Annotated in this window: 22 protein-coding genes; 19 read left to right on the top strand and 3 right to left on the bottom strand. The window is 61.4% G+C overall.

Annotated features, from left to right (window positions below; genetic code table 11):
* Nucleotides 1–117 precede the first annotated feature (117 nt).
* The 19 genes from P3G59_RS11060 (at nt 118) to P3G59_RS11150 (ending at nt 16,917) form a co-directional block, all read left to right on the top strand.
* Entirely contained in the window at nt 118–2,040 is a 1,923-nt protein-coding gene (locus P3G59_RS11060) for a YncE family protein (protein ID WP_277761547.1), read from the top strand.
* 14 nt (nt 2,041–2,054) lie between these two features.
* On the top strand, nt 2,055–2,705 hold the full coding sequence (locus tag P3G59_RS11065) for an SCO family protein (protein ID WP_277761548.1): 651 nt from the start codon (nt 2,055–2,057) through the stop codon (nt 2,703–2,705).
* On the top strand, nt 2,702–3,322 hold the full coding sequence (locus P3G59_RS11070) for an SCO family protein (protein WP_277761549.1): 621 nt from the start codon (nt 2,702–2,704) through the stop codon (nt 3,320–3,322). The genes P3G59_RS11065 and P3G59_RS11070 overlap by 4 nt, the downstream gene beginning before the upstream one ends.
* Before the next feature lie 9 nt (nt 3,323–3,331).
* Nucleotides 3,332–4,882 (top strand): ABC transporter substrate-binding protein, encoded by a 1,551-nt coding sequence (locus P3G59_RS11075; RefSeq protein WP_277761550.1) that lies wholly within the window; start codon nt 3,332–3,334, stop codon nt 4,880–4,882.
* Nucleotides 4,883–4,897: 15 nt separating this feature from the next.
* Nucleotides 4,898–5,659, top strand: a complete 762-nt coding sequence (locus tag P3G59_RS11080) for a SurA N-terminal domain-containing protein (protein WP_277761551.1) — start codon at nt 4,898–4,900, stop codon at nt 5,657–5,659.
* Between the two features lie 219 nt (nt 5,660–5,878).
* On the top strand, nt 5,879–6,409 hold the full coding sequence (locus P3G59_RS11085; RefSeq protein ID WP_034152602.1) for a response regulator: 531 nt from the start codon (nt 5,879–5,881) through the stop codon (nt 6,407–6,409).
* 81 nt (nt 6,410–6,490) lie between these two features.
* Complete coding sequence (locus P3G59_RS11090) at nt 6,491–8,197, top strand: GspE/PulE family protein (protein ID WP_277761552.1); 1,707 nt, start codon at nt 6,491–6,493, stop codon at nt 8,195–8,197.
* The gene (locus P3G59_RS11095) at nt 8,178–8,981 is read left to right on the top strand and encodes a hypothetical protein (protein ID WP_277761553.1); all 804 of its coding nucleotides are present in this window, start codon (nt 8,178–8,180) and stop codon (nt 8,979–8,981) included. The genes P3G59_RS11090 and P3G59_RS11095 overlap by 20 nt, the downstream gene beginning before the upstream one ends.
* Nucleotide 8,982: 1 nt before the next feature.
* Nucleotides 8,983–9,528, top strand: coding sequence for a PilN domain-containing protein (locus P3G59_RS11100; RefSeq protein WP_277761554.1), 546 nt, complete (start codon nt 8,983–8,985; stop codon nt 9,526–9,528).
* Nucleotides 9,515–10,063, top strand: coding sequence for a GspMb/PilO family protein (locus P3G59_RS11105; protein ID WP_277761555.1), 549 nt, complete (start codon nt 9,515–9,517; stop codon nt 10,061–10,063). Before P3G59_RS11100 ends, P3G59_RS11105 begins: the two co-directional genes overlap by 14 nt.
* Nucleotides 10,063–10,581 carry a hypothetical protein gene (locus P3G59_RS11110; protein ID WP_277761556.1) on the top strand — a complete coding sequence of 173 codons (519 nt, stop codon included), beginning with the start codon at nt 10,063–10,065 and terminating at the stop codon, nt 10,579–10,581. Before P3G59_RS11105 ends, P3G59_RS11110 begins: the two co-directional genes overlap by 1 nt.
* Complete coding sequence (locus P3G59_RS11115) at nt 10,578–12,425, top strand: secretin N-terminal domain-containing protein (protein WP_103305796.1); 1,848 nt, start codon at nt 10,578–10,580, stop codon at nt 12,423–12,425. Before P3G59_RS11110 ends, P3G59_RS11115 begins: the two co-directional genes overlap by 4 nt.
* Nucleotides 12,426–12,427: 2 nt before the next feature.
* A complete protein-coding gene (locus P3G59_RS11120) occupies nt 12,428–12,901 on the top strand; it encodes a type II secretion system protein (protein ID WP_277761557.1) in 474 nt (157 codons plus the stop codon).
* Between the two features lie 5 nt (nt 12,902–12,906).
* A complete protein-coding gene (locus P3G59_RS11125; RefSeq protein WP_007919395.1) occupies nt 12,907–13,281 on the top strand; it encodes a type II secretion system protein in 375 nt (124 codons plus the stop codon).
* Nucleotides 13,256–13,795, top strand: coding sequence for a type II secretion system protein (locus tag P3G59_RS11130; protein ID WP_277761558.1), 540 nt, complete (start codon nt 13,256–13,258; stop codon nt 13,793–13,795). Before P3G59_RS11125 ends, P3G59_RS11130 begins: the two co-directional genes overlap by 26 nt.
* Nucleotides 13,792–14,184: a curli production assembly/transport protein CsgE gene (csgE, locus tag P3G59_RS11135; protein WP_277761559.1), complete on the top strand. Its 393-nt coding sequence runs from the start codon at nt 13,792–13,794 to the stop codon at nt 14,182–14,184. The genes P3G59_RS11130 and csgE overlap by 4 nt, the downstream gene beginning before the upstream one ends.
* A complete protein-coding gene (locus tag P3G59_RS11140; protein ID WP_034152593.1) occupies nt 14,181–14,612 on the top strand; it encodes a curli assembly protein CsgF in 432 nt (143 codons plus the stop codon). The genes csgE and P3G59_RS11140 overlap by 4 nt, the downstream gene beginning before the upstream one ends.
* 28 nt (nt 14,613–14,640) lie before the next feature.
* Nucleotides 14,641–15,501 carry a CsgG/HfaB family protein gene (locus P3G59_RS11145; protein WP_277761560.1) on the top strand — a complete coding sequence of 287 codons (861 nt, stop codon included), beginning with the start codon at nt 14,641–14,643 and terminating at the stop codon, nt 15,499–15,501.
* Nucleotides 15,502–16,545: 1,044 nt separating this feature from the next.
* Complete coding sequence (locus tag P3G59_RS11150; RefSeq protein WP_277761561.1) at nt 16,546–16,917, top strand: DUF6124 family protein; 372 nt, start codon at nt 16,546–16,548, stop codon at nt 16,915–16,917.
* 199 nt (nt 16,918–17,116) lie between these two features.
* Here the strand turns inward: P3G59_RS11150 and P3G59_RS11155 are convergent, their stop codons facing one another.
* The 3 genes from P3G59_RS11155 to P3G59_RS11165 form a co-directional block, all read right to left on the bottom strand.
* Nucleotides 17,117–17,386, bottom strand: a complete 270-nt coding sequence (locus P3G59_RS11155; protein ID WP_083368636.1) for a type II toxin-antitoxin system mRNA interferase toxin, RelE/StbE family — start codon at nt 17,384–17,386, stop codon at nt 17,117–17,119.
* Nucleotides 17,376–17,582, bottom strand: coding sequence for an antitoxin (locus P3G59_RS11160; protein ID WP_083368637.1), 207 nt, complete (start codon nt 17,580–17,582; stop codon nt 17,376–17,378). The genes P3G59_RS11155 and P3G59_RS11160 overlap by 11 nt, the downstream gene beginning before the upstream one ends.
* Nucleotides 17,583–17,882: 300 nt before the next feature.
* Nucleotides 17,883–19,334, bottom strand: coding sequence for a curlin (locus tag P3G59_RS11165; RefSeq protein WP_277761562.1), 1,452 nt, complete (start codon nt 19,332–19,334; stop codon nt 17,883–17,885).
* Nucleotides 19,335–19,347 lie beyond the last annotated feature (13 nt).

Here is a 19,347-nt window from a genome sequence, read left to right on the forward strand (position 1 = left end):
CTGCTCGCGAATGGGAGCAACCCGGTTTTCGAGGGTGAGGCGCAAGACGCATTCGCGAGCAGGCTCGCTCCTACAGGGGCCGGTGTCTTGCCAGATGAAGAGGTCGGGGAGGGTGGTATGAACAGGATCATCAACATCATCGGTATTTGTACGCTGGCCCTGGCCGGGGCGTTGCTGACGCTGAGTGAGATTGCGCTGGCGCAAACCGGGGGCGGGCAGACGTTGGCGCGCGATGGTGTGGCGGTGGATTTCAACCTCAAGCCACTGGCCGCCGACGGCAAACTGCGCGAAGGCGAATTCGCCGATGTGCAGTTCCACATCACTGACAGCGCTTCCGGCCAACCTTTGTCTGGTGTGGCGCCGGGCGCCTGGGTCGATCCGCAAACCCTCGCCGCCGATCAAGCCCAGGGCCGTGAAAAGAGCTGCAAGGCCCGGGTCGGGGTGTTTCTCAAATCCAATATCGGCGCGCGACCGTTGCTCGACCTCAACAGCTATTTCCTGCTGGTGATGAACCGCGACGCCAGCATCGCCGTGGTCGATCCCTCGGTCTCGGTCGGCGGCATCACCAGCACCCTCGCGCGGATCGAACTCAAACAACCGCCGATGGACTGGGTCACCCCCAAAGACAACAAACGCGTATTCGTCTCGATGCCGACGGCCGGCGAAGTGGCTGTCATCGACAGCGAGCAATTCAAAGTCTTCGACTCGATCGCCGCCGGCAGCCAACCGGTGCGCGTGGCGCTGCAACCGGATGAACGCCTGCTGTGGGTCGGCAACAACGCCAGCAAAGCCGAAGACTCCGGCGTGACGGTAATCGACAGCCAAAGCCTCAAGCCCCTCAAACATTTAAAGACCGGGCGCGGCCACCACGAAATCAGCTTCAGCAAGGACAGCCGCTTTGCCTTCGTCAGCAACCGCGACGACGGCACCGTCAGCGTGATCGACATCGCCAGCCTGAACATCGTCCAGCAGATCAAAACCGGCGCTCATCCGTTATCCGTCGCCTATTCGCCATTGTCCGGCGCGGTCTACGTCGCCGACGGCAAGGACGGCACCGTAACCGTCATCGACGCCAGCACGCACGCCATCCGCCAGGTGATCAAGTTGCAACAAGGCCTCGGCCCGATGGGCTTCAGCGCCGACGGCCGCTTCGGTGTGGTGCTCAATACCGTGGAAAACCGCGCCAGTGTCATCGATGCGGCGACCAACAGCGCCATTCACGATCTGGACGTCAGCGCCGAACCCTATCAAGTGGTGTTCACCAAGGCCTACGCCTACATCCGCGGGCTCGCTTCACCGAAAGTCACCATGATCAACCTGTCCTCCCTCGGCGAAGGTCGCCAACCGATCAGTCAAGGCTTCGAAGCCGGCCCGCAAGCGCCGCGCCTGGCCGGGGACCTACCGCTGGCCTCAAGCCTGGCGGTGTCGCGTGACGACAACGCAGTGTTCGTGGTCAACCCGGTCGACAACACCACCTACTTCTACGCCGAAGGCATGAACGCGCCGATGTCCGGTTACCCCAACCGTGGCCAGATCGCCCGCGCCGCCATGGTCATCGACCGCAGCCTGCGCGAAGTCTCGCCGGGACTCTACAGCGCGCGGGTCAAGCTGCCGGCAGCGGGGCGCTTTGATGTGGCGTTCCTGCTCAATCAGCCGAACATCATTCATTGCTTTACCGCGCAGATTGATCCTGACGGCAAACCGCAAAAACACCTCGGCCAACCGAAAGTCGAGTTCCTTCTCGACAAGACTGCCGTGGCGCTCAACGACCCCTACGTCGTGCGTTTCCGCATCGTCCAAGGCAAAGACAAAACCCAGCGCAGCGGCGTGAAAGACGTGCAACTGCGCTACTACCTCGCGCCCACCTCGCACCCGCGCGAAGTGGCGGCGCTGGAAGTCGCCGATGGCGTCTACGAAGCACCCATCACCCTCGACCGCAGCGGCGCCTGGTACCTGCATGTGCGTGCGGCATCGCTGGGCGCCGGTTTCGATGACAAGACCTTTGCCAGCGTTCGGGTAGCCCCCGGCCTGGCCCGTTGAAGAGGAGTTTCGACATGAACCGATTTGCATCCACTGGCCTGCTGACCATGTGCCTGCTGAGCCTCGGCCTCCAACAAGCCCAAGCCCATTCGGCGGACGAGCACGCCGGGCACAAGGCCCCGGCCAGCAACAGCCAGGAACATGCTCAGGTGAAGTTCGCCAACGTGCCGCTGCTCGACCAGAACGGCAAAACCGTGCGCCTGGAACAAGACCTGGTTCAGGGCAAAATTGTCGTCATGAGTTTCATCTACACCAGTTGCACCACGGTGTGCCCGGTGGTCTCGTCGATCATGGGCAAGGTGCAAAAACAACTCGGCGCGCGGGTCGGCAAGGAAGTGCAACTGGTGTCGATCAGCGTCGACCCGCAGCGCGACGACCCGAAACGCCTGCAGGATTACGCCCGCACCTTCCAGCGCGGCCCGGGCTGGAGCTGGCTGACAGGCTCGCCGCAGTCGATCAACGAAACCCTCAAGGGCCTCGGCAGTTTCGGTGGCGACCTCAAGAATCATCAGCCGCTGATCCTCGTCGGCGACGGCGATAGCCGCCACTGGATGCGCTACTACGGCTTCACCGATCCTGCGCTGCTGGCCAAGGAAGTGGAAAAACTCAGCGGCCTGCGCACCCACGCCAAACACACCGCCATCGCCATGGAGCAACAGCCATGAGACTGCTCGACTGGATCTCCCTGACCGTGTGTTTCTGGATTCTGAGTAACGTCGCGTTCGCTCACGAAGGCCACGTCTCTGAACCGCCAGCCGCTGTGACTGCCGCGCCGGCCAAAGGCACCCACGACGCGAAAACCTGGTTCACCGACACGCCGTTGCAGGATCAGAACGGCGAGACTTTGCGTTTCTATAGCGATGCACTACAAAACCGCATCGTTCTGCTCAACGTGATCTTCACCAGTTGCAACGATGCCTGCCCGCTGATCACTCGCAAGCTCAAGGAAGTCCGCGAGCTGCTGGGCGACAAGGCGCAGGACATCACCTTCATTTCCCTTACCAGTGACCCGCTGCGCGATACGCCGGCGGTGCTCAAGGCTTACACCTTGAAGCAGGGTTCCGATGACCCTCATTGGCTTTTTCTCACCGGCGACAAGGCGCAGATGGATCTGGTATTGAGCCGTATCGGCCAGATCGTGCCGACGCCCGAGCAGCATTCCACGCAGTTGATCGTCGGCGATGTCGCCAATAAACGCTGGAGCAAAATCCGTCCCGATGCCCCGGCCGCCGCCATTGCCCAGCGCTTGCAGTTGCTGACAATGCCCGTGGCCGGCCGCTGAGTTCGCGCCATGAACCTGAGCCGCGTACTCGCCCTGATCCTGCTCGCTGGCGTCAGCCTTGGCGCGAGTGCTGTGCCGTTGACTGCGCAGGAGGCGGCGGGCAAGCGCCTGTACCGCCAAGGCTTGTCGGCCAGCGGTGAAGCGATCATGGCGCGGGTGGGCGCGGCGGATGTGTTGTTGCCAGCGACCAGCCTGCCGTGCGCCAACTGCCACGGCGCCGATGGCCTCGGTCGACCTGAGGGCGGCGTGCGTCCACCCGAGTTGAACTGGGCGCGGCTGACCAGCACGTATGGCCAGCAGCAGGTCAACGGCCGCAGCTATCCGGCCTACAGCGAAAGCTCGCTGGCCATTGCCATTGAGCAGGGCCGCGACCCCGGCCACAATCGCCTCGACCCGAGCATGCCGCGCTTTCTGCTGTCGATGAAAGATCAGCGCAACCTCACCGCCTATCTCAAGCGCCTCGCCGATGAGCGCGATCCCGGCCTCGACGCCGAGACTTTGCACCTCGGCACCTTGCTGCCCAGCCAAGGGCCGCTGGCCGAGGAGGGCGCGACGGTGGCGGCGGTACTCAACGGTAGTGTGGCGCGGATTAATCAGGCCGGCGGCATTCATGGACGGCAATTGCGCCTGACGGTGATCGACCCCGGCCCGGATCGCGCCAGCGCCGAGCACGCCTTGCAGCAGTTGATCGAGCAGGAACACGTGTTCGCCTTGATCGCACCGCTGGCGCCGGCCCTCGGCAGCGAACTCGGGCCGCGCCTGGAACAGGCCGGCGTGCCGCTGATCGGGCCGATGTCGATCCTCGGCACCCTGCAGGCCAGTCCGCAGATATTCGAGCCATTGCCGGGATTGCGTGAGCAGTTGATCGCGCTGGCCGATTACGCCACGGCAAGTTTGCGCGTGCTGCAAGGGCCAACGCTGATTGCGTATCCCGATGACCCGGCACAAACACTGGCCGCGCAAAACCTCGGCCAGTACTTGCAGGATCACGGCTGGCAGAAAGTCCATCTGCAAGCCTACGACGCGGCGGTGGATGCGCTACCACTTGGCTCGCGTTCAGTGTTTTATCTGGGCAGTGGCGGCGGCTTCAGTCGTCTGGCGACGCGGCTGCAAAGCGCCGGGCAAGTGCCTTATCTGTTTGCCGCCTCCAGCCAGGTCGCCGGCGATCTGCTGCAAGTCCCTGATGGTTTCACCCGACGGGTGTTTCTCGCTTATCCGTTCGTGCCCAGCGACTGGACCCAGGCCGGGCGCATGGCCCTGACGTTATTGCGCGAAGGCCAAGGTCTCGGCGCTCAGCACGCGGTGCTGCAAGTCGGCGCCTACGCTTCGATGCTGCTGTTGAGCGAAGGCATGAAACAGGCCGGCCGCGATGCCAGTCGCGAGAAACTGGTGGCGGCGCTGGAAGGCCTGCACGACTTCGACACCGGCCTGACTCCGCGCCTGAGTTTCGGCCCCGGTCGACGCCTGGGCTTGAGCGGCGCGCACGTGGTCACCGTGGATTTGCCCGATCAGCGTTTCTATCTGGTCGCGCCCTATAAACCGATTGTTGCCAGCCCCTGAACGGAGGGCCCGATCATGAAACGCACAACGCTGATCTTGCTGCTGACTTGCTGGCTGCCGCTGGCGTGGGCCAATAACGAACCGGCCGTGGCGCGAGTCAATGGCGAGGAGATTTCCGGGTTTCGCTTCGAGCGTTTCTTCGCCGAATACCTGGAAGATCAGGGCCGCGCGGTGACGAGTATTCGCAGCCCCAAGGCCTACAAGGAACTGCGGCAGGCGGCGCTGCAAATGCTGATCGACAAAGAATTGCTGTGGCAGGAATCGCAGAAGCGTGGCCGGCAAGTCGACGAGCAAGCGCTGCGTCAGCAGATCGAGCAAACCCGCATGGCCATCGGCGGTGCGGATAAATTCGTCCGGCGCTTGCAGGACGCCGGTTTCGATGAGGCGTCCTTCACCGAGTACACCCGCCGTGAACTGGCGGCGCAGCAGATGTTCGCCGAGCTGATCCGGGCCAATACCTTGCAACCCCGCCACCTGCTGATCCGCGTGCCCGAGCAAGCGGATGCAGCCACAGTCGCCGCAGCGCGTCTACGCTTGATGCAAATGCGCGCCTCGATTGTCAGCGGGGCGACGTTTGCCAGCGATCCGCTGCGTTCACCGTTCGGCTGGCATGTGATTTATTTGCAGAACCACTTGGAGGCCGCCGATGTCCCAGATTTGCAGGGGCTGGATTCAGTCAGGGCAGAGCTCGCCCGACAGCAGCAGACCCAGGCTCGTCGTCAGGTGCTCGCGCAATTACGGGCGCAGAACAGGATCGAACGAATTGACGACGATTGAAGGTTCCCCCCCAATAGTGGGGAATGGCTTCTTTGCCCATTCAGGTGCTTCCCCGTTTCTGGGGGACGGGGTACCGGGACGAGCGGGCATTGTCATTAAATTCAAGGACATGAAGACATAAAATTACCGGCGCTCAGCCTGGCATGAAGTGTGCGTTACCCCTGGTAAGGCGCACTCTCAGGGCAGGGTCATCGGACCTGCTGTTTCAAGGAGTCGACCTTGGTTAACAAAGTACTGGTTGTCGAAGACGAACAGCTGCTTGCACAAAACCTTCAGGATTATCTGTCGGCGCAAGGGCTGGACGTCGCGATTGCACATGACGGAGCGACGGCAATCGGCCTGGCCGAAACCTTTGCCCCCGACGTGCTGGTGTTCGATTACCGCTTGCCCGACATGGAAGGCTTTGAGGTGCTCGACGCGGTCCGCCAGAACAGGACGTGCCATTTTGTGCTGATAACGGGTCACCCGACCGCTGAAGTCTGTGAGCGGGCGCGGCAACTGGGGGTCAGCCACATCCTGTTCAAACCGTTTCCATTGGCGGAACTGGCGCGGGCGGTCTGCGACCTTCTGGGCATCAAGCGCGAAGCGAAACCCGGTGCGAGCCCTTCCGAGGGCTTTGTCGAACGACGCCAGAGCAGGACCGAGAGCTTCCCGTTGCAGTTGTACGATGGCAGTTGGGTGTTGGCGGATCGGCGACGACAGTTGCACGCCATGGCACCGGACGACGATCAAATGCTCACCGGGGAGTAATGGCGCGATCAGACGTTCCGGCACTTGCCGCCAAGGTTTGCCGCGCCGACAGGGCTCTGAGCCCCGGTTGGAGAGCAAGCCATGGAACGTCTGTCCGTTGTCGTCGAACCGCTGCCCGCCGAAAGCGCGCCAGAACGCTTTTCCAGTGAGCAACTTGCCCAGGCCCGGGCGCGGGCCGCCACCTCTGGCGAACGCGTCCTCGAAGCCCTTGGCGTACTTTGCGAACTGGCGCCGATGCCGTTCATTCACACCCTCGGCGCCACCCTGCATTACCCGGTGCTCGACACCGACAGCCTGTTCCAGGCGACGCCGGTGTTCGACCGGGTCACCCTCGCACAGTGCCTGAAACGCGAATTCATCCTGCTGCGCCACAACGACGAAGTCATCGGCGTGTTTGCCGACCCCTTCGACCCGGCGCGCCTGGCCTGGATCGATGACTGCCTGCACGGCGCGCCGCTGCACCTGGTGCACGCCGATGACCTCAAGGCCTATCTGGCCCGCCACGAAGAAAGCTTCCACGCCGTCGAATCGCTGAACGCCCAGGGCGACACCCACAGCGAAACCGACACCCTGCAAAGCCTGTCGCTGACCAGCATCAGCGAAGACGCCAGCAGCGTGGTGAAACTGGTCAACTCGACCCTCTACGACGCGCTGAAAATGCACGCCAGCGATATCCACCTCGGCACCACCGGCCACGGGCTGGTGATCAAGTACCGCATTGACGGTGTGCTCAACAACATCAGCAAAGTCCAGGGCAACGAGTTCGCCGAGCAAGTGATCTCGCGGGTCAAGGTCATGGCCGAACTGGACATCGGCGAGAAGCGCGTGCCGCAGGACGGACGCTTCAAGATCGGCATCAGTGGCCGCCAGATCGACTTCCGCGTATCGATCATGCCGAGCATCTTTGGCGAAGACGCGGTGCTGCGGGTCCTCGACAAACAGGATCTGGCCGACAAGGTCTGCGGCGTGCAATTGCAGGCGCTGGGCTTTGAAGACGAAACCCTGCGCCAGTTACGCCGCCTCGCCGCCGAACCCTACGGCATGGTGCTGGTGACCGGCCCGACCGGCAGCGGCAAGACCACCACGCTGTACGCGATGATCACCGAGATCAACCATGGCGTGGACAAGATCATCACCATCGAAGACCCGGTCGAGTATCAATTGCCGGGGGTCCTGCAAATCCCGGTCAACGAGAAAAAAGGCCTGACCTTCGCCCGTGGCTTGCGCTCGATCCTGCGCCACGACCCGGACAAGATCATGGTCGGCGAGATCCGTGACCCGGACACCGCGCAGATCGCCGTGCAATCGGCACTCACCGGTCACCTGGTGTTTACCACCATCCACGCCAACAACGTCTTCGACGTGATCGGCCGCTTCACCCAAATGGAAATCGACCCCTACAGCCTGGTCTCGGCGCTCAACGCGATTCTCGCCCAGCGCTTGATTCGGCTGGTGTGCGCCAGTTGCAGCGCGCCGGTCAATCCGAGCGATGAAGAACTGCGCGCCTCGGGCCTCGATCCGCAGAAAGTCGATCACTACCACTTCGTCCACGGCAAAGGCTGCGGCCACTGCCGGGGCAGCGGTTATCGCGGGCGCACGGCGATTGCCGAGCTGCTGCACCTCGATGACGAGCTGCGGCAGATGATCGTCGAGCGCCAACCGATTACCCAGATCAAAGCCCTGGCCTGCGCCCGTGGTTTGCGCCTGCTGCGCGAATCGGCGCTGGAGCTGGTGGAACAAGGTCGCACCACGCTGGAGGAGATCAATCGTGTCACTTTTATCGCGTGAGCGTTTTGTCGCCGTGCTCGGCGCCAGCGGTGTTGGCCTTGGTCAGCGGCGCGGCAGCGACACCCTGTGGATGGGCAGCGTCGGCTACATCGACGAAGGCTTCCAGAGCTACGCGGTGGCGCTGGATACCCTTGACCGCCTGCTCGGTGAACACGCCCGTGCCGGTGCCGAATTGAGCGTGGTCATCTCCGGGCATTTCAGCCGCTTTTGCCTGGTGCCTTGGAGCGCGCAGATCAGCAGTCCGGAAGAACTGCGCGGCTTTGCTCAGCTGTGTTTTGAAGACCTGTTTGGCGCGCCGACCCAGCCGTGGAGTCTGGTATTGTCCGCCGAGCCAGCCGGTTACGACCGCATCGCCAGCGCCTTGCCGCAAGACTTGCTCGAACGCCTGCGCACGCTGGTCAGCGGTCGCGGTTTGCGCCTGCGTTCGGTGCAGCCGTACCTGATGGCGGCGTTCAACCGCTTCGACAAAAGCCTCGATGCCGGCGACTTCCTGTTCGTCGTCGCCGAGCCGCAACGCAGCGTGTTGTTGCTGGCGAGGGAGGGGCGCTGGGCCGGCGTGCGTTCCGTCGGCGGCAGTGATAGCGATGTGGCGCTGAGCGCGTTGATCGGTCGCGAACGGCAACTGCAAGCCTCGACCAGCGAACGCGCCTTCAACGTTTACCTGCATGCGCCGGCGCGCCTCGATGCGCATCCGGACGTGGCGGGCGTGCAACTGCGCACCCTTGAAGATGACTCGATGACCGTGCGTGACGGCTTGTACGTCATGTCCCGGGCGGTGGCCTGACATGCGCGCGCTCAATCTCGACTTCCAGCCACGACCACGTTCCGGCCCATTGGGTTGGGGTCTGCTCGGCGGCGGTGTGCTGCTGGCGCTGCTGTGCTTCGGCGTGCAACAGCACCTCGACGCGCACACCGAACAGCAACAAGGCCACCTGCAAACCACCCAGCGCCAGCTCACCGGCGACAGCGGTGCCAAAAGCACATTGAGCCCGGCGGAAACCCGCGAGCAGGCGCAGAACCTGGCGGAGATGCGCAAGGTCTCGCAGCAATTGCGCCGGCCATGGGAACGCCTGTTCGCCATGCTTGAAGCGCTGCCGCGCGACGACGTCGCCCTGCTGAGCCTGACGCCGGATGCACGCAAAGGCCAGGTTCGGATCAGCGCCGAAGCGCGGGATCTGCAAGCGATGCTCGACTTTCACAAACGTCTGGAAGCCAGCGACGAGCTGTCCGACGTGTCGCTGCTGAGCCACGAAATCGTCGTCAAATCGCCGGAGCAACCGGTGCAATTCAACCTGTCGGCGACCTGGGAGATGGGCGATGCGAATCCCTAGACTGATCGTCCACGAATACCTGCAAGGCCTCGGCATTCCGGGCCTCGCCGGGCTGGCGCTGCTGCTGGTGGCCGTGGCTTGGGCACTCGGTGGTTTGCTGCCGGGCTGGCAATCGTTGCAGCACCTCAGCCAGCAGACTCAGGAGGCCAGCGAGTATCTGGCCAAGGTTGAAGACGGCAGTATCGCGCCGCCAGTGGTGCCGCAACGTCAGCTCGACGACTTCCGCAACAAACTGCCGGCCCAGCCGCAAGCCACCGTCGCTATCGATCGCATCTACGCCCTTGCAGCGCAAGAACACATCACTCTGGCGCGCGGCGAATACGCCCTCGGCGTCGACCCGAAAACCCATCTGGCGCGCTATCAGATCCTGTTGCCGGTACGCGGCAGCTACCCGCAACTGCGCCGCTTCCTCCATGCCTTGCTCGGCCAGTTGCCGGCGGTGGTGGTGGAAGACCTGGAGTTGCAACGCAAGAAGATTGGCGACACCGACCTCAATGGCCGGATCCGTATGACCCTTTACCTGTCGAGGTCGTGATGAATACCAAGCGCGTGACAGGGTGGCTGGCGTTCTTCGGCGTGGCGGCGGCGCTGGCATGGTTGCCGGAGTATTTCTCGCCAAGTGATGACGCCGATTCCAACGAAGTGGCGGTGGCCGCCCCGGCTAAAACCGCCAGCCGTGGCGCGCTGCCGGCGAGCAACGCCAAGGCCAAGGACTTACCGATCAAGGACTTGAGCCCGGCCGGTGACCTGTTCGCCGCCAAGTCCTGGAAGGCCGCGCCGGCCCTGGCCACGGTCACCGAACAAGCGATCAACCCGGCCACAGTGGTGCAAGCCCCGAGCCTGCCACCGGTGCCGTTTCAATTCGTCGGCAGGCTGCATGACCGCAGCGACCTGCAAGTGTTTTTGCAGAACGGCGAAAAGATCTACGTCGTGCGCAACGGGGATGTGATCGACGACACCTGGAAGATCACCGGCATTTCCGATCTGGAATTGAGCCTGGTTTACCTGCCTTTGCATTTGTCGCAGACCTTGTCTGTGGGGAGTACGCAATGAACCGTTCCCGTTTGCTGATGAGCCTGGGCCTGTGTGCCGGGCTGGCCGCGTGCAGTTCTGCGCAGGTGGCCAACAAGGAAGCCGCCGACCTGATTGAACAGGGGCAGTACGAGGCGGGGCTGGCCCGGATCGAGGAAGGTCTGCGTGAGAATCCTCGCGACACCGAACTGCACCTGCTGCTCAACAGCGGCCGCGCCAAAGCGATCACGGCATTGCTGACGGCCGGCGACACCGACCGCTCGCGGCGCGACTTTGCTTCGGCGCGCACCGCTTACATGCGCGTGCTGACCATCGAGCCGAACAACCGCCGCGCCCAGGATGCCCTGAAACAGCTGGAATACCTGCGCACCATGGACGAGAAACTCGAACTGGCCCGTGGCGACCTGCGTCGCGGCGACATCTACGGCGCGGATCGCCAGGTCAAGCAGATTCTCGAACTCGACCCGGCCAACGCAGGCGCGCTGGAGCTGCAAGGCAACATTCGTCTGGTGCAGAGCCGCAACGTGATCGCCTATCCGCAACTGCGCACTAAGCTCGATCGCCCGGTCACCCTGGAATTTCGTGACGCCAACCTGAAGACCATTTTCGAAGTGCTGTCGCAAGTCGCCGGGCTGAATTTCATCTTCGACAAAGACCTGCGCCCGGACATGAAAGCGACGATTTTCGTGCGTGACGTGCGCATCGAAGACGCCGTGACCCTGCTGCTGCAACAGAACCAGTTGCACCAGAAAGTGGTGAACGAAAACACCTTGCTGATCTACCCGGACTCGCCACAGAAAGTGAAGGATTACCAGGAACTGGTGATGCGCACCTTTTACCTGACCAGCATCGACGCCAACACTGCGCTGAACATGGTCAAGACTATGCTCAAGACCCGCGACGTGTTCGTCGATGAGCGCCTCAACACCTTGACCATGCGCGACACCGAAGACGCGATCCGCATGGCGGAAAAACTCCTGCAATCGCAAGACCAGTCCAACCCGGAAGTGGTGCTCGAAGTCGAGGTGATGGAAGTCGCCACTCAGCGCATTCTCGACCTCGGTCTGCAATGGCCGAGCACCTTCGGTGTGGTCAACTCCGATGGTTCGCCGGTCACCCTGCTGGGCCAACTCAAGGGCATCAACTCCGACCGTATCTCGATCGGGCCATCGCCGCAGGCCAAGATCAACGCGCAGGACAACGACATCAACACCCTTGCCAGCCCGGTGATTCGCGTCAGCAACCGTGAGCAGGCGCGCATCCACATCGGCCAGCGCGTGCCGATCATCAGCGCGACCTCGGTGCCGTCGACACAAGGGCCGGTGATCACTGAAAGCGTCACTTATCTGGATGTCGGTCTGAAGCTCGAAGTGACCCCCACCGTGCACCTGAACAACGAAGTGGCGATCAAGATTGCCCTGGAAGTGAGTAACGCCACGCCGCTGGAACCGACCCGCCAGGGCACGATCCCGGTACAGGTCGATACCCGCAATGCGCAGACCTCGCTGCGTCTGCATGACGGCGAAACGCAAATCCTCGCCGGGCTGGTGCGCAACGACCACGGCGCCACCGGCAACAAGATTCCCGGGCTCGGTGACATTCCCGGGCTGGGCCGCTTGTTCGGCAGCAACAAAGACACCATCGGCAAATCGGAACTGGTGCTGTCGATCACCCCACGGATCGTGCGCAACCTGCCGTACCAGAGCCCGTCGGACATGGAGTTCTCCACCGGTACCGAAACCAGCATGCACATTCAGGCACCGGATCGTTCGCAGAGCTACGTGATGCCGTCGCCTGCCGCGCAGCCGCGTGCAGTCGGTGAGTCGGCCGTGGCAACCACCCGCGTCACTGTCGAGAAGCCTTGATCATGAACGCCTCCCAGCGCGGTTTTACCTTGATTGAAGTCGTGGTGACGCTGGCCCTGATCGGCCTGTTGGCGAGCATGGCCGCGCCGCTGACCGAGACCCTGGTGCGGCGTGGCAAGGAGCAGGAATTGCGCAACGCGCTGTATCAGATTCGCGATGCCATCGACGCCTACAAACGCGCCTTTGATGCCGGTTACATCGAGAAGTCGCTGAACAGCAGCGGCTACCCGCCGAACCTGAAAGTGCTGGTCGAGGGCGTGCGCGATGTGCGCAGTGCCAAAGGCGCCAAGTTCTATTTTTTACGCCGCATCCCGCGCGATCCGCTGGTGTCGGCCAAACGCGATGACGAAGGGGGTTGGGGCGTGCGCGCCTACAACAGTTCGGCTCAGAATCCGCGCGATGGCGAAGACGTGTTCGACGTCTACTCCCACGCCCGCGGCAAGGGCCTCAACGGCATCGCCTACCGCGAGTGGTGAACCTCATGCGCCGGGAAAAAGGTTTTACCTTGCTGGAGCTGATGGTGGTGATGGCGATCATCGCCACGCTGATGACCATCGCGCTGCCGCGCTACTTCAACAGCCTTGAAGCGTCGAAGGAAACCACGTTGCGCCAGAGCCTGTCGGCGATGCGCGAGGCGCTGGATCACTTCTACGGCGACACCGGCCGCTACCCCGATTCCATCGAGCAACTGATCGAACAACGTTACCTGCGCAACGCGCCACTCGATCCGATCACCGAACGCAAAGACCAGTGGGTGCTGATCGCGCCACCGGACGGCGTCGCGGGCGGCGTGGCCGATATCAAAAGCGGTGCTACCGGGAGGGCGCGTGATGGCAGCCAGTATTCCGAGTGGTAACCGCGCACAGCAGGGTGGCTTCACGTACCTGGGCGTGCTGTTCCTGATTGTGGTGATGGGCATGGGCCTGGCCAGTGCCGGCGAGCTGTGGTCGACCGCGTCGCGCCGTGACCGAGAGCGCCAGTTGCTCTGGGTCGGCACCCAGTACGCGCAGGCGCTGCGCAGCTACTACCGCAGTTCGCCGGGGTTGGCGCAGTACCCGAAAGAATTGGGCGATCTGCTCGACGATCAGCGTTTTCCCGAGGCGAAACATCATTTGCGTCAGCTCTATCCGGATCCGATTGGCCAGGGCGAATGGGCGCTGCAACGCGGTTTCGACGGACGCATCACGGGTATCAATAGCCCGTCGACCGAGCTGCCATTGAAGCAGGCGGACTTCCCGACGCAGTGGTCGGATTTTGAAGGCATGCAGCGTTATTCCGATTGGCAGTTCGTCGCCGAAAAGGCCTTCCTTGAGGGCACCAATGGCCCGGCCAAAGGCCAGTCGAATCTGCCGCAGGCGTTGCAGCCATGACTCGCCACTGGTGGTGCGCGTTGGTCCTCACCGTGGTGGCGTGCTGCGCCAGCGCCGGTGAAGAAGACGAAATGATGGGCTTCATCGTCGACGACACGATCTCGCACATCGGCCACGACTTTTACTACTCGTTCAGTGAACGCCTGCGCGACACCAGCCCGATGGATTTCAACCTGGTGGTGCGCGAGCGACCCGACGCGCGCTGGGGCAGCCTGGTGACCGTGGAATATCAGCAACGCCTGGTTTATCGGCGCTTCCTGCCGCCGAACACTGTGGAACTGAAGGACGAGGCCTACGAGGCCGCCGATCTGGTTCGACTGGAGGTTGTCCGGCGCAAGCTGGAAGCCATGTTGCAGGACACCACCGACCTTGAGAAGGACGAACTATGAACAGCACAACGTTCTCACGGCGCAGCGGTTTCTGGATCTCGGGGTTGTTGATCGGGCTCGCCAGCGCCGCTGCCGTCCAGGCCACCGAACTGGTCTACACGCCGGTCAACCCGTCGTTCGGCGGTAACCCGCTCAACGGCACCTGGCTGCTCAACAACGCTCAGGCGCAGAACGACTACGACGATCCTGACCTGAAAAAGCGCACCACAGTGGCCGGCACGTCGGCGCTCGAACGCTTCACCAGTCAATTGCAATCGCGGCTGCTGGGGCAGTTGCTGGACAACATCTCCACCGGCAACACGGGGAGCCTGTCCACAGACGCTTTTATCGTCAACGTCGTCGACGACTCGGGGGCACTCACCATTGAAGTGACCGACCGAGCGAGCGGTGAAGTTTCGGAAATTCAGGTGAACGGCCTCAACCCATGACGGGCTGGCGGTTCCGGGGAGAACGGACATGAAAAAGATCATCGCGTTAGGGCTGCTGTTGGCGACATTACAAGGGTGCAGTCTGCGTGAGCCGATGCCGGCCGAGCAGGACACCGAAACCCCGACCCTGACCCCCAGGGCCTCGACCTATTACGACTTGCTGAAGATGCCGCGACCCAAGGGGCGGTTGATGGCGGTGGTGTACGGCTTCCGTGATCAGACCGGGCAGTACAAGCCGACGCCGGCGAGTTCGTTTTCCACCAGCGTGACCCAGGGTGCAGCGTCGATGTTGATGGACGCGATGCAGGCCAGTGGCTGGTTTGTCGTGCTGGAGCGCGAAGGGCTGCAGAACCTATTGACCGAGCGCAAGATTATTCGCGCGTCGCAGAAGAAGCCGAATACGCCGGTGAATATTCAGGGTGAGCTGCCACCGTTGCAGGCGGCGAACATGATGCTTGAGGGCGGGATCATCGCGTATGACACCAATGTGCGCAGCGGTGGGGAAGGGGCGCGGTATCTGGGCATTGATTTGTCGCGGGAGTATCGGGTGGATCAGGTGACCGTCAATTTGCGCGCGGTGGATGTACGCAGTGGGCAGGTGCTGGCGAATGTGATGACCAGCAAGACGATTTATTCGGTGGCGCGCAGTGCCGGGATTTTCAAGTTTATCGAGTTCAAGAAGTTGCTTGAGGCTGAGGTGGGATATACGACGAATGAGCCGGCGCAGTTGTGTGTGTTGTCGGCGATTGAGGCGGCGGTGGGGCATATGGTGGCGCAGGGGATTGAGCGGCATTTGTGGCAGGTGGCGGGGGACAGTTCTACGCCTTCGCAGGATGATGTGTTGAATCGGTATTTGACGCAGAACAAAGTGGATCCGGAGGCCGAGTGAACGTGGCGGCCTTCGGGCCGACCAGGTTCTGGTTGGGCGGTGAGTTCTGGTTGACCGGGTGCATATCCGTTGCTGCGGTAACGGCGGCTTAGGGTTCCGCCCTTACGGCGGGTCACCTTTTCCAAACGCCGAAAAGGTAACCCAAAAGGCTTGCTCCTGCGTGCGGCCCGCTCGCTAGGGCTCGGGGTTCCTTCGCTGCGGGATCGATCCGGGCGCAGCGCCTACGGTTTGCTTCGCTGCACCTCCTCTCGCTGGGTTTGGCTGCGCCAAACGGTCGCTGCGCTCCCACGCCCGGATCAATCCCTCCACTCAGCCTTCCGACGTCGCCCGTGGATCAAGATCAAGAGCAGGCGAGCTGACACTCGGCCTATTGAGTGGTGAAGAGCACGGCGTGCTTGGCTTGCTCGCGAAGGCGGCCTGACAGCCGACCAATCTCTTGCTGACAGCACGCGATTCAATTGTAGGAGTGAGCCTGCTCGCGATAGCTATCTCACAGACACAGTTGCCATTGCGGATGTATCCAAATCCTTGTGGGAGCTGGCTTGCCAGCGATGGCGATCTATGAGCCGACCAATTCCCGCCGCTTGCACACATTCACTGTAGGAGCTGCCGAAGGCTGCGATCTTTTGACTCTGATTTTTTAAGATGAATATCAAGATCAAGATCAAAAGATCGCAGCCTGCGGCAGCTCCTACACATGCGTATTTCAATTCGGGATGTTTAAAGGATGTTTCGTTTTTGCAGAACCTTCCCACAAGGTTTTCAGGTTGTCCGTCGGACGTCCGGTCTCTAGCCTGTGTTTGTCGCTGCCAATTCAGCGGCCGGGCGTGGAAACCCGAGTAACTACAGAGCGCACTAGCGCCATTCATAACGTATCCTTGCGCACCTTCACTGTGTGCACTTTGTTATGGCGGCTGTGCGTGGGAGACCTTGTGTCTGCCGGGTTGCCTCTGTCCCGGGTTTCCAACCTGCGTACAGCTGCCACCTATTCGCTTGGAAACCGGATGGGGGGCCAGCTATAACCGTCATACAGGGTAAATAATCATGAAAAAACCAATACCCAACCCCCCAGAACCAGACACCAACACCACATCCCCCTACGCCTCCGTCGACAGCAAAAAACTCCACGAAGCCGCCGACCGCGCCCTCGATTTCTACCTCAAGCCCACCGCCCACATCATGTCCAGCGCCAACGAGCCGGAACCCATGTACCTCGCCAACCCCAGGTACAACACCGAATCCCTGCTCGCCAACGCCAGCGAAACCCTCGGCTCCGCCAGCGAAATGCTGATCAACTTCGCCGCTTCGCTGGAAACCTCACACCGCAAGACTGCACTGGGTATCGCACAAGTCGTCATGCTGGGCGAACTGGCGGTGAATCAAGCGCTGGATCACGTCGAGTTGAAGGATGGCTAATTAGATCGTTCCCACGCGCAGCAAAGGAATGCAGCCCCTGACGCTCTGCGTCAAATTCGCAATTTGGAACGCGGAGCGTCCCGAGAGGCATTCCCACGCAGTGCGTGGGAACGATCAAGAAAAAACGCGACCCTCGAAAAGGTCGCGTTTTTGTTAGCAAAATAATTGCGTTTGATCTGCCGGCATTTTTCGGTCTGCGTTATGGATATTCCTGCCGCGCATGCAAAACGCTCAGAATATTTATCCGACCCACCACTTGATAAATGATCAGGTAATTGGGGTGCACAACCATCTCGCGAGTACCGGGCGCTCGACCTATTCGATAGAGGTGTGGATGTTGAGCAAGGGTAACCGTAGCGCCTTCGATAGCTTGGGAAAGTCTGTCAGCCGCTACTAAGTTCCGGTCACTGATGTAATCAAGGATTTTCAGGAGTTCAGCCCGAGCTTCGGGCTGCCACTCAACCTGCATCGTATTTTTTACGCTTTGCTTCCATCAAGGCACGCATCTCGGCCATAACCTGATCATTGGGAATGCTCGGTCTTGTATCACTCATCGAAGCCTGCACTTTAGCGATTAACCAACGGTCATAGCTCGCGGCCTGCTCTTCAGGATCAAGATCTGAAACAACTGGGCACAGTGGGTCGATTAAAGACGGGTCGATCATGGCACCTCCGGGTTTAATGCCTCGAAGTCTATTCGGTAAAGCATTTGCTGTCGTCGCTGGCTGGATGAATAGCACGTTGGTCAAGCTCCATGAGGATCATTTGTCCCAAAGAATCCTAGACGCCGTGCTTCCGACGGCCAACCGCCAGAAGTGGTAGGAAAACACCACCGATTTACTAAAAGCTTTCTTTTTTCTGTAGGACTCGGCTGATCTGACAAGCCTCGCGTGTGGTTAGGTCTGCCTACAAAAAAACCGCGACCCCCCTCACCAGAGAATCGCGGCCCATCAACACCCAACCCCTTACTGCTGCAAAACCGTCGCCTGGTTAGCCGACCCAAACTGCTGAATATTCGCCGTCTGCGTCACGCCACTCTGATCCACATTGGCAATGTTCCCCGTCCCACCCTGGGTCACATACGCCACGTTCATCGTATCCGCCTGTTTCACAGTGATCTGGTTGTCACTGCCATACAACTGCGCGGTATACGCCTGGTTGCCCGACCCCGACTGATCAAACTCGGCACTGTTTCCGGTGCCATTCGAAGAACCCTGCACCAGGTTGCCGGTCCCGCGTTGATCCGAGATTAAAATGTTGTCGCTGCCATTCTGATCAAAATACAGCTCGTTATACGACTCGGCCTGACTGACCGTGGTCTTGTTGCCAGTCCCGGTCTGATGCGTGGTCATCACATGCCCAACGCCATCCTGAGTGAAGTTGGCGATGTTGCCATTCCCCGCCTGGGTGACGGTCGCACGTTGGTTGCTGCCGAACTGCCCACCCGATTGCGGGCCTTTCCAGTTGCTGGCGTAGACCTTGTTGTCGTTGCCCACGGAAGTGGCGCTGAGCGTGTGGCCGTCGCCGCTCTGGTAGGTGTAGTGCACGTTGCCGTTGCCGACTTGGTACAGCGCCAATGTCGAGTTGACCGATTCGAACTGGTCGGCGTAGATCGCGTTGGTGTTGCCGACCTGGGTGACGGCGGCGCTGTTGTTTTCGCCGAAGCTTTGGTCAACCACGGTTTCGTTGCTGTCGCCGTACTGGTTGATGGTGGCTTGGCTGGCCAGTTGCGAGTCTTGCCAGATTTCGGTGCCGTTGAGGTTGCCGAACTGGTTGATGGTGATGTTGCCGCCGGTGCCGTTGCGCTGGTCGCCGTAGGCGTAGTTGTTTTCGCCGGCCTGGTTGATGCCGATCTGGCCGCCGTTGTGGGTGACTTGTTCGGCGGTGCCGTAGTTGGCGGTGCCGTACTGGGTGATCACCGAGCTGTTGCCGACGCCTTCATAGAGTTGTTCGATGTTGGCTTCGTTGCTGTCGCCGTACTGGAAGGTTTTGCCTTCGCTGCCGTTCTGCGAGTCCTGATAGACGAACGAGAAGTTGCCGGTGCCTTGCTGCTGTTGCAGTGCGCTGTTCGGTGAGCCGAAGCCCAGTGACTGGCTGGCGTGGGCGGTGTTGAAGGCGCCGGCCTGTTGCTGGGTGATGGTGGCGTTGTCTTCGTAAAGTTGTTCGGCGTAACCGGCGTTGTAGTCGCCGACGGCGTCCTGGGTGATCACGCTGGTGGCGTGGTCTTGCACGGCGGCGGCGTCGTTGCCCTGGCCCAGTTGGGTCTGGGTGGCGGTGCTGAACGGCGCCTGGGTCTGTTTCACGTCCGCGATGTTGGCGGTACCGACCTGGCTTTGGTTGGACAGGCTGTCGTCGGCCATGGCCTGGGCACTGATCATGACCAGGAGGGCGGCGGTGAGGGGCGTCAGTTTGAACATGATGAACTCTCCG

Source organism: Pseudomonas sp. A34-9 (genome assembly GCF_029543085.1).
In the GTDB taxonomy this organism is placed as follows: domain Bacteria; phylum Pseudomonadota; class Gammaproteobacteria; order Pseudomonadales; family Pseudomonadaceae; genus Aquipseudomonas.